General features: G+C 65.3%; 10 protein-coding genes. 6 read left to right on the forward strand and 4 right to left on the reverse strand.

Annotated elements, in window-relative coordinates; genetic code table 11:
- From nirB to A2J03_RS01505, 4 genes are all read left to right on the forward strand, one after another.
- A partial coding sequence (gene nirB, locus A2J03_RS01490; protein ID WP_197480555.1) for a nitrite reductase large subunit NirB occupies nucleotides 1–1,498 on the forward strand: 1,498 nt, incomplete at its 5' end.
- Nucleotides 1,499–1,608: 110 nt separating this feature from the next.
- On the forward strand, nucleotides 1,609–2,001 hold the full coding sequence (gene nirD, locus A2J03_RS01495) for a nitrite reductase small subunit NirD (RefSeq protein ID WP_068368749.1): 393 nt from the start codon (nucleotides 1,609–1,611) through the stop codon (nucleotides 1,999–2,001).
- Nucleotides 2,002–2,035: 34 nt separating this feature from the next.
- Nucleotides 2,036–3,247, forward strand: a complete 1,212-nt coding sequence (locus tag A2J03_RS01500; RefSeq protein WP_068368752.1) for a uroporphyrinogen-III synthase — start codon at nucleotides 2,036–2,038, stop codon at nucleotides 3,245–3,247.
- 1 nt (nucleotide 3,248) lies between these two features.
- On the forward strand, nucleotides 3,249–3,974 hold the full coding sequence (locus tag A2J03_RS01505) for a sirohydrochlorin chelatase (RefSeq protein WP_082897518.1): 726 nt from the start codon (nucleotides 3,249–3,251) through the stop codon (nucleotides 3,972–3,974).
- On the opposite strand, the gene A2J03_RS01510 is transcribed toward A2J03_RS01505, so the two are convergent.
- Both A2J03_RS01510 and A2J03_RS01515 read right to left on the reverse strand, forming a co-directional pair.
- The gene (locus tag A2J03_RS01510; protein WP_269455168.1) at nucleotides 3,960–5,714 is read right to left on the reverse strand and encodes an NTP transferase domain-containing protein; all 1,755 of its coding nucleotides are present in this window, start codon (nucleotides 5,712–5,714) and stop codon (nucleotides 3,960–3,962) included. The two genes, A2J03_RS01505 and A2J03_RS01510, sit on opposite strands and share 15 nt — an antisense overlap.
- Complete coding sequence (locus tag A2J03_RS01515; protein WP_068368755.1) at nucleotides 5,711–6,145, reverse strand: PaaI family thioesterase; 435 nt, start codon at nucleotides 6,143–6,145, stop codon at nucleotides 5,711–5,713. Before A2J03_RS01515 ends, A2J03_RS01510 begins: the two co-directional genes overlap by 4 nt.
- Nucleotides 6,146–6,355: 210 nt before the next feature.
- Here A2J03_RS01515 and yczR point away from each other — a divergent pair, with 210 nt between their 5' ends.
- Nucleotides 6,356–7,828: a MocR-like transcription factor YczR gene (gene yczR / locus A2J03_RS01520; protein WP_068368758.1), complete on the forward strand. Its 1,473-nt coding sequence runs from the start codon at nucleotides 6,356–6,358 to the stop codon at nucleotides 7,826–7,828.
- On the opposite strand, the gene A2J03_RS01525 is transcribed toward yczR, so the two are convergent.
- The gene (locus tag A2J03_RS01525) at nucleotides 7,795–8,130 is read right to left on the reverse strand and encodes an MGMT family protein (protein WP_068368763.1); all 336 of its coding nucleotides are present in this window, start codon (nucleotides 8,128–8,130) and stop codon (nucleotides 7,795–7,797) included. The genes yczR and A2J03_RS01525 overlap by 34 nt on opposite strands.
- Nucleotides 8,131–8,907: an alpha/beta fold hydrolase gene (locus A2J03_RS01530; protein WP_068368766.1), complete on the reverse strand. Its 777-nt coding sequence runs from the start codon at nucleotides 8,905–8,907 to the stop codon at nucleotides 8,131–8,133.
- Nucleotides 8,908–9,191: 284 nt separating this feature from the next.
- Between A2J03_RS01530 and A2J03_RS01535 the strand changes: the two genes are divergently transcribed.
- The coding region (locus A2J03_RS01535; RefSeq protein WP_156520135.1) for a UvrD-helicase domain-containing protein at nucleotides 9,192–10,277 on the forward strand (1,086 nt) is incomplete at its 3' end.

A 10,277-nucleotide genomic window follows, 5' to 3' on the forward strand; every position in this document is an offset into this window, starting at 1 on the left:
CGGTGACGCGATGGCCGAGACGCCGGGGGCACTCGAGGTCGTCTTCAGCGATGCACCGAAGGGGACGTACTCCAAGCTCGTCGTCTCGGACGACGCCAAGACACTCCTCGGTGGCATTCTCGTCGGTGACGCCACCGCATACTCACTGCTCAGGCCCCTGGTCGGCCGCGAGCTTCCCGGCGACCCAGGTGCGTTGATCTCACCGGCGGCCGAGCAGGTCGGTATCGGCGCGCTACCCGACGACGCGGAAATCTGCTCGTGCAACGGCGTCACCAAGGGTGCGATCTGTGGCGCCATCTCCGACGGCGCCTGCGATGTGGCGTCGGTCAAGAGCTGCACCACCGCCGGAACGACGTGTGGTGGCTGCCTTCCGTCGATCAAGCAACTCCTGGCGGCATCGGGAGTGGTGATGTCGAAGGCCCTGTGCGAGCACTTCGGCCAATCTCGGGCAGAATTGTTCGAGATCGTGCGCGCGACGAACACGAGAACGTTCTCCTCGCTGATTGCCAAGTACGGCACAGGGACTGGCTGTGACATCTGCAAGCCGGTAGTCGCGTCGATTCTGGCATCGACCTCCTCGGATCACATTCTGGACGGCGAACAAGCATCGTTGCAGGACACCAACGATCATTTCCTGGCCAACATTCAGAAGAACGGAACGTACTCCGTCGTCCCGCGTATGCCCGGCGGGGAATGCACTCCGGAGCAACTCATCGTCATCGGTGAGGTAGCGCGCGATTTCGGTCTGTACACCAAGGTCACTGGCGGACAACGAATCGACATGTTCGGCGCACGCGTCGATCAGCTACCCGCCATCTGGAAGAGGCTCGTCGATGCAGGCATGGAATCCGGTCAGGCGTACGGCAAGTCGCTGAGAACGGTGAAGAGCTGCGTCGGTTCCAGTTGGTGCCGCTACGGCGTTCAGGACTCGGTCGGGATGGCTGTCGACTTGGAGAATCGCTACCGGGGACTGCGATCGCCGCACAAGATCAAGTTCGGAGTCTCAGGGTGTGCCCGCGAATGTGCGGAAGCGCGAGGCAAGGACGTCGGCGTCATCGCGACCGAGGGTGGTTGGAACCTGTACGTCGGAGGTAACGGTGGCCAGTCGCCCAAGCACGCGCAGTTGCTCGCATCCAATTTGGACGACACAACGCTCGTCAGCTACATCGACCGCTACCTGATGTTCTACGTGCGGACTGCGGACCGCCTGCAACGTACGGCGCCGTGGCTCGACTCTCTCGACGGTGGCCTCGAGCACCTCAAGGCCGTCGTCTGCGACGACAGTCTCGGCATCGGTGCCGAGCTGGAAGCCGACATGGATCGGCACGTGGCCGGGTACAAGGACGAATGGGCCGGCGTGCTCGAAGACGAGGAAAAGCTGGGCAGGTTCGTATCGTTCGTCAATGCCCCGGGCGAACCCGACCCGACGATCGCGTTCGACGACAGCGGCGAGCGCAAGGTTCCGGTTCTCATGGGGATGCCGAAAATCGGCGCCTGAGGCTCCCGAACCGGCTCGATCGCGAAATCGCGCGCATGTGCACACCCGGGTAATGACCACTTAACGACGAAGAAACATCGGCAACGTGCAATAGCACCAGGAGGTCCACGATGACTGTTATCGATAACCGGACAAACACCACCGCCCAGTCGAACGCCACGCACACAGCCCGTGAGTGGACAGCCGCATGCACCTTGGAATCCTTGGTCCCCGGCCGGGGCGTCGGCGTGCTCCTTCGCGGTGGAACTCAGGCGGCATTGTTCCTGCTTCCCGGGGGAGCTCTGTTCGCAGTCGGAAACATCGATCCGTTCGGTCGAGCCGCAGTGATGTCGCGGGGGATCGTCGGCGATCGCGGCGGTGAGCCCACCGTTGCTTCGCCGTTGCTCAAGCAGGTGTTTTCACTTGTCGACGGTCGATGCCTGGACGACGACACCGTCGGTCTCGGATCGTTCGAGACCGAGTTGGTCGACGGAGTCGTCTACGTGCGCGGCGCAACACCATGAAGTACACCGCCGAGCCGAAACCGGGGTCCACGACGTGACCCACACATCCGGGGAACCTCTGGCGGGGTTCACTGTCGGGATAACAGCGTCGCGTCGAGCGGATGAATTCGCGACACTGCTCGAGCGACGCGGCGCAACGGTGATGCACGCGCCTGCAATTCGTATCATTCCGTTGGCCGACGATGCCGAGTTGGAACGGGTCACCGCCGCGATCATCGCCGATCCACCCCAGATTACCGTTGCCACAACGGGTATCGGCTTTCGTGGCTGGATCGAGGCAGCCGACGGTTGGGGTCAGGCGGAGGCGTTGGGCCGGGCACTGGCGTCGTCGCGGCTGCTTGCTCGTGGCCCGAAGGCGAAGGGTGCCATACGTGCCGCCGACCTGCGGGAGGAATGGAGTCCTGCGTCCGAATCCTCGGCCGAGGTACTCGAACATCTACTTGCCGAAGGTGTGGAAGGAACGCGTATCGCTGTCCAATTGCACGGTGCAACAACGGAATGGGAGCCCGTTCCGGACTTCTGCGAGGTCCTCCGACATGCAGGTGCCGAGGTGGTTCCCGTGCCGGTGTACCGCTGGACGGCGCCGGACGACGGAGCTCCGATGGACCGCATGATCGAAGCCGTTGTCGTGGGAGATCTCGACGCGATCAGCTTCACGAGCGCACCGGCGGTAGCGTCGCTCCTCATGCGAGCCGACGAGAACGGCGTGTTGGAGCCTCTGTTGCAGTCGATGCGCACACGAGTACTTCCCGTGTGTGTCGGACCGGTGACCGCCGCGCCGCTCGAACAGTTGAAGGTCCCCACCACCCAACCTGCGCGCGCGCGGCTCGGAGCATTGGCGCGGCACATTGCCGAGGAGCTTCCCCGCAGGTCGCGGCCGATGAACGCGGGCGGGCACGCTGTCAGCGTCCGCAGTCGATGCGTCGTCGTCGACGGTGAGGTGCGTGCGGTGTCACCGGCGGGGATGGCGCTCGTCAAGACTCTTGCCAGTCGACCCGGTCGCGTCGTCTCGCGCGAAGACCTTCTCGGTGCCTTGCCAGGCGGCGGCGACGACACGCATGCTGTGGAGACGGCAATGACGAGGTTGCGTTCCTCGCTCGGCGCGCCGAAGGTGGTGCAGACCGTGGTCAAGCGAGGCTATCGACTTGCTGTCGAACCGACGGATGCGGCCGAGGAGTGCGACGAGGCGGAGGTCGGTGCCACGGTGTTCGCACCGGTCGGCGATTGCGAAGGGAGCAAGTACTGACATGACGAAGAAGTGGATTGCCGCCGAGCCGACTCTTGTTCTTGTCGCGCACGGCACGCGAAACCCGCGAGGCGTGGAAATGATCGCGGCGCTCGCCGAAGCTGTCAGTGCCCGGGTGGGAACGACGCGCGTCGCGTTCGTCGACGTCCTCGGGCCGTCGCCCGCCGAGGTGCTGCGCGAACTATCCGGGCCGGCCGTCGTGGTTCCCGCGTTCCTCGCATCGGGTTATCACGTGCACACAGACGTCCCGCGGGAAGTGATAGCCAGCCAGCATCCGGCGACGACGGTGACGCGGGCACTGGGTCCGGATCCTGTGTTCGCGCGTGTGATGGTGGAGCGTTTGGCGCGCGCCGGGTGGACGTCGGGCGACGCCATCGTCTTCGCCGCGGCGGGATCGTCGGACGAACGTGCATTGCTCGAAAACCGGCGCGCTGCGGCAATGCTCGCCGACCTCACCGGTTCGCGGGTCGGTATCGGATACGCGGCGACAGCTCGGCCGTCGGTTCCGGATGCGGTCGATGCCCTCCGCCGGGACGGTCACGAGCGGGTGTTCATTGCATCGTATCTTCTCGCGCGCGGACTGTTTCACACACGCCTGGCCGACGCGGGCAGCGATGGCGTCGCCGAGCCGATCGGGTTGCACCCGGACGTCGTGGACTTGGTGGCCGCACGTTTTCGAGATGGTGCACACGCGGTCGCGGAGCACGCGCACTCAGCGAGGCAGTAGCAGCAGCTCCACCGGCGCCCCGGGTGTGTGGTCGGCCGAAATCAGTGCCAGCGCATCATGAAAGACGAGATCGAGTAGATGCGCGGTGCGAAGATCGCGTTGGGCGCGCCACAGTGCGCCGTCACGTCTGACCGGCACGATACGGCCGGTCGGCTCAGCGGCAGAATCATCGGCCAGGTATCCGAGTACCGGAGGCGGTGTGGTTCGCGCGGTCAACGCGTCGACCACGGCCGGTGCGGTCAGCATCACCGTGCTGATCGCTGCCAGAGGGTTTCCGGGGAGACCGAGCACGACGATTCCGTTAGGTAGTACCGCTGTGATCTGCGAACCTCCGGGACGCACGCGCGTGCGGTGCACGACGATGTCGGCATCGGCGCGGGCGAGCGAGCGCCGAAGTTGATCGGCTGCGCCGCCACCCGTCGCGCCGACGATGATCACGACGTGTGCCGCGCTCGGCTGCTGGAGGAGGTTCTCGAACGCGGTCGGGGAATCCTGTAGATGGACGGTGTCGAGCACGTCTATCCCACAGAAGGCAAGGTAGGTCGGTAGCACCGAACCGATGCTGTCTCTGGTCTGGCCGGGTTCTAGCACTCCGTCTGATCGAATTTCGTTTCCGCTCAATGCAATTCGAGCGAGAACGGGACCGCGTACGGTGAGGTTCTCGACCTCTGCGCTGAGTGCGACGGACGCTACTGCGGGGCTTACGTGTGTTCCGGGGGCGACCAGTTCGGTGCCGGCGGCCCAGTCCTCGCCTGCTCTTCGGGTGTCGTCTCGAACGGGTGAACCGCCGCGTCGGATCAATCGACGCCCGTCGCGGCTGACGTGCTCGTCGCGAATCACGGAGGTCGCTCCTGCGGGGACCTGAGCGCCGGTTGCTATCCGGAGCGCATCACCGGGAGCGAGTCCGTCGTGTCCGTAGGTGCCTGCGTAGGCCACCTCCGCACGTATCGTCCATGGCGCTTCGCCACACACGGCATAGCCGTCCATTGCCGAAATATCCACCGGCGGAAGCGGCTCGACCGCGACGAGTGGCTCGCTCAGTGTCGAACCGAGTGCCGCGTCGGGTGCGACGGCCCTCGGAGAGAGTGGGCGAATCCGTTCGCGAATCAATTCGCGTGCCTGTTCTGCGGTTGGTACGGGTTCGTCGGGGGAGCGGGCCGCGAGAAGTTCCCTGGCGAGCTCGAGGTCGGCGACAGTGTCGCAGTCGCCGACGGATTCGATCGTGGTCACCGCGTGATCGTCCGGGAGGATCGACCTCATCGCGAGATCGGATGTGTCGGGCACGGCGGCGAGCCTTCGACTCAGATCGTCTGCGCGCCACGCCCCGAACAGATACTGGGTCCGTCCGGTGTCGTCCTGGGCGAACACCGCAGAATGCGACTTCAACTGCATGAGCAGCGATTCCACTGCTTTGCCGTCGACGAAGGGGAGATCTGCGGCAAGAACGAGGACGATTGCTGCGTCGGAATCGGGCATGGCCGCCAACCCTGCAGCGATCGCGGCGACGGGGCCGGCTCCGGCAGGCGCCTCGCGAGTCTGAACGATGTCCGATGACAACTCCGGGCGATGCGGTCCGACTACGACGATGTGTCGAGATCGCGCGGCTGCGTCGATTGCTCTCTGTACGAGACTGATTCGGCCTACCGTCAGTGCGGGCTTGTCCATCCCACCCATTCGGCGGGCAGAGCCGCCGGCCAGGATCACCGCATCGACCGTGAAGTCCGGCGAGTGCTCGATCACGTCGGAAGCGGTATGTTCTGCAGGCGGACCTGACCCCGAGCAATTGTTTTCCCGCTGTCCCCCGCGGTCACGGTCACGAGCCACAGCTGCTGAACGCGCCCCTGCTGCAACGGTTCCGCAATCACCTCGACTCGTCCACCCTTGCTCGCTCGCAAGAAGTCCGTCGCGTTGTGGACGCCGACAGCGAATTCGCCGCGGTCCTTGACCGCCTCGCTAGCGCCGATACTTGCCGCCGATTCGACTGCCGTGGTGTAGACGCCGCCGTGCACGACGCCCCACGGTGTGAAGTGCTGTTCGGACAGCTCGATGTGGCCGACCACGCGGGTTCCGGACACTTCGTCGACGACCAGGCCTGCGGCTGCCACGAATGGACTTGCCTTCGACAGCGCGTACTTCGCGGTGGGGCGAGGATCGAACTGTCCGAGGTTCATACCTCACCAGGTTAGTGGGCGAGTTCAGTCCGGTACACGACGGCTGCGTGGAGGGCCGTCGAGCCCGCACCTGCCGCCTCCCCGGACGATGAAGGGAAGCCGTGCCAGTGAGGCTATTCCGAGTGCTAGGAGCAGTCCTGTGATCAACATGTGTCAATATTGGACTGCGATTGGTCGGACAATGCCAGTCCTCTGTGGCAAAGTGGTCTGATGACGATCGATCGGAAGCAAACCGCTGTGTTCGATGCAGCTGTGTTCGATGCGAAGACTCTGGCGAAGCTGGTGGGGGTGATCGAGGTCGATGGGCAACCGCTGTACCGCGGAATCGCCGACGGTCTTCGGCGCGTCATCGCTGACGGTTCCATCGGTACCGGAAGCCGACTTCCGCCCGAACGCGCGCTGTCGCAGGCTCTGGGCGTCAGCCGTGTCACCGTCACGTCTGCGTACCGGGAGTTGCGTGAAAAGGGTTGGGCAGAGGCGGTACACGGCGCTGGAACATTCGTCGCGAGTCCGGCCGAGGAGACATCCTGGGGAACGATGATGCTCCCGCCCTCGGCCGGCGTCCTGGATTTCGTCAACGCCGCCCCCGAGGCATCGCCGTTTCTTCCCGACGCCTTCGCCGGGGCGATCGGCGCGCTCGATTCGGTTCTACCCGGGCACGGCTATGCCCCGACCGGAACTCAGGCCCTGCGGACGGCGATCGCGGCCCGCTACACAGTGCGCGGCCTTCCTACCTCGCCGGATCAGATCATCGTCACGGCGGGCGCGGGTGATGCGGCTCACCTGGTGTTCGAGACCTTTGCACGCCCGGGAAATCGCGTTCTCATCGAGCATCCGACCTACCCTGGCGCGGTCGAGGTGCTGGACAGTGTCGGTGCTGTGTCGGTTCCCGTTCCCATCGACGCAGCCGACCCCGATGCCTTCGTCGACGACGCGGATCGTGCCGCGCGCCAGAACGCTCCGACGTTGGCATATCTGATGCCCGACTTCTCCAATCCATCCGGCGCTCGACTGAGCGAGAATGGCCGACGGCGACTGTCCGCGACGATGGCGAGGCACGGGATCGTGACGATCGTCGACGAGGTGGCCGCCGACCTCGTGCTCGACGGCTCGGCATCGTACGAGCCCTTCGGTGTACCGACTCCCGGAACGCCGACCATCTCGATCGGATCGTTGAGCAAGACGGTGTGGGGAGGACTTCGAGTCGGCTGGGTGCGCTCCGACGTCGAGCTCGTGTCGCGAATGGCACGGACCTACGCCCGCAGGCAGCTCTCGGTCTCGATACTCGAGCAGGCAACCGCTGTGCATCTGTTGGACTCGTTCGACGACATTCTCACCGCTCGCCGGACATGGTTGTTGGGTCAGCGGGATCTGCTCGTCTCGCATATGCGTGCCGAACTTCCCGACTGGGACTTCAGGATTCCCGACGGGGGACTGTCGCTGTGGTGTTCACTGCCGGACGGAACGAGCACGCAGGACGTGGTGCGTCGCGCCGCGTCGCGCAATCTGCTCCTGGCCGCCGGCACCCGATTCGGCACCGGATACGCATTCGACGACAAGCTCAGGGTGCCGTTCACGCGCCCTTCCGGCGAACTCGGCAGGGCTGTACGGATACTGGCGGAAACCTCCTCCGGTGCTGCGGGGGAAGGTCATCCCGTCGAACCGGCGGAACTGGTGGTGTGATCGTCGTCGAAGGAAAACCGCACCGCAGCAAGGTCGACGCGTCCGTCGTGGTGGGGGACGCCCTCGCTCGCGAGCCGTTCGAGCTGACGCGTCGCCAGGTGGGCGGCCGGCTTCCCGCTCGCAGACAGAACCCGATGCCAGGGTAGGTCGGCCGAGTCGGTGCGCATGATCCACCCGACGATGCGCGGACTCGACAGCCCACCCGCGGACGCAATGTCACCGTATGTACTCACCCGTCCCGCCGGTATCGATGCGACGAGCTCACGGACCCGGTCGACCTGTCCTTCCGTGATCGGCGCCATCTACAGCAGCTCACGCACCAGTTCGGCGACCTCTGCCGGCTTGGCCTGGGCGACCATGTGGTCGCAATCGAGTTCGACGACTTTCAGTTTGTCTCCGAGGCGATCCTGCAGCGCAGTCTTGAATTCCTCGCTGACATAGGGCGGCTGAACGCGCATGGCCTGCACCAGAATCGTCGGTGTTCCCGCGGGCGGGACGACGAGAGGGTGAGCCATTTCTCCCCAGGAAGCGACGACTGCGGGGGTCGAGATTCGCCAGCTGACGCGTCCGTTGTCGGCGTCGATCAGATGATCGTCGACTTCTCGTTCCAGCAGAGCCGTCGGAACGTCCGCCCATGCGCCGTTGAGTTTTTCGGATTTCGCTTCGGCAGCGTCGGTGTAGTCGGGGAACTTCGCCGTCAACCCGGCGACCTCGAGCAAGTCGGCAGCGTCCAGCTCGATCGCGGGATCGAGAAGAACGAGTCCGCGAACCAGTTCAGGATGCTGGACGGCGAGGTGTACTGCAATCGCACCGCCATACGAGTGACCGACCACGAGGACCGGGCCGCGGGCATTGTTCTCCAGCAGCGACCGGAGTCCCTCGACCTGCGCGGCGATACCCCATGGCGGTACCCACGGCGACCGGCCGTGGCCGATCAGGTCGGGGGCGAGGACGCGAGCTTCGGGTAGATGGTCTTCCGCGAGGTGGGCCCAGCGGGCACCGTGCCCCGTCATCCCGTGAACGGCAAGTATCTCGGGGCCATCGGCGGGGCCGTACGTGTGAAAGTTCAGTTCTGGCACGGTTCAACTATGCCTTAAGTCGGCACCAGCGCGATCGGGGACGGGTTCCATGGACGGTGAAGCAACCTGGCCACCCCTTGTGCCGACCCAGCACCCTTTTTGCCGACCCAGCACCCCGGCTACGACGCGAGCGGATGGCCAAGCTTTGCAGAAACGGTGCCAGCTCCACAGTCCAGCTCCCACGGCGCGAACTCCCTCGGTGCCAACTCCTACTGTGCCTCGATCGCATCAGCTCTGATGACGCCGAGACCGACTCTGTCGGTGGGCCGTGATGCAATCGTTCCATGATCTCAGGCGGCTCCGTGGGCAGCACGACGGGCGGAAAGCATGGCGGTGCAGCCACGCTCGTGCGCGCCCCGAAGGTGCCTGCACGCCGCCGCACCTGGGACGGGTCGGCGGCCCGTCTGTTGGCTGCCGACACGGACGCGGTCACGGCGGCAGCAGTCGGAGCTGCAGCCTGGAGGCCGTGGCAGGTCATCGGTGGCCCGGGGACTGGGAAGTCCTCGCTGGTCGCCGACTACGCGGTGTCGAGAATCGTCACGGGTGATCCCGAGTCCGTACTCGTCCTCACGCAGTCGAAGCGCGCAGCGACGGCAATGCGTGAGCAGATCACCGGCGGTCTCTTCGCGGGGGAGCACGCGATGCGCGCCACACGTGAACCGCTCGTTCGAACTGTGCACTCCTATGCTTTCGCGGTGCTGCGTCTGCAGGCAGCCATCTACGGGAATCCGCCACCGCGGCTGCTGACCGGAGCCGAACAGGACGCCGTCGTTCGTGAAATGCTGCGCGGCGATATCGAGGACGGCGCACCCGATTGGCCGGATCGTCTGCGGCCGGCTCTCGGAATGACCGGCTTCGCCACGGCGGTGCGAGACCTGATGCTGCGCGCCGCCGAGCGGGGAATCGGACCGGAGGATCTCGTCAAACTCGGGCGCGCGCACTCGCGTCCCGAATGGGTGGCGGTCGGGAAGTTCGCAAGTCGCTACGAGCAGGCAATGCTGCTGCGCGGCACGGTCGGCGTCGAGGCCGCCGGTGCGTCGGCGCCCGGCCTCGACGCTGCCGAATTGATCGGGAGCGCGTTGATGGCGTTCGCCACCGACCCCGATCTCCTGCACGCTGAGCGTGCGCGCATCAGACATCTTGTCGTCGACGACGCCCAACATCTGGATCCTCAAGCGGCGCAGCTGATTCGCCTCGTCGGCAGCAGCACCGAATCCACCGTCGTGGCCGGGGACCCGGATCAAGCAGTGTTCGCTTTCCGCGGCGCCGACCCCACCTTCATCGCCGATCTTGCCGAACCGGGCGCCGAACGCCGGGTGGTGCTCGAGCGAAACTTCAGAAGTGCACCTGCGGTCGCGAACCTGACGGCG

Source organism: Rhodococcus sp. EPR-157 (assembly GCF_001647195.1).
Classification (GTDB): Bacteria; Actinomycetota; Actinomycetes; order Mycobacteriales; family Mycobacteriaceae; genus Rhodococcoides.

Bases quoted from the DNA above. Each gene is read 5' to 3' on its own strand.
- nirD (WP_068368749.1), top strand. From the start codon at position 1,609: ATGACTGTTATCGATAACCGGACAAACACCACCGCCCAGTCGAACGCC.
- A2J03_RS01505 (WP_082897518.1), top strand. From the start codon at position 3,249: ATGACGAAGAAGTGGATTGCCGCCGAGCCGACTCTTGTTCTTGTCGCG.
- A2J03_RS01515 (WP_068368755.1), bottom strand. From the start codon at position 6,145: ATGAACCTCGGACAGTTCGATCCTCGCCCCACCGCGAAGTACGCGCTG.
- yczR (WP_068368758.1), top strand. From the start codon at position 6,356: ATGACGATCGATCGGAAGCAAACCGCTGTGTTCGATGCAGCTGTGTTC.
- A2J03_RS01525 (WP_068368763.1), bottom strand. From the start codon at position 8,130: ATGGCGCCGATCACGGAAGGACAGGTCGACCGGGTCCGTGAGCTCGTC.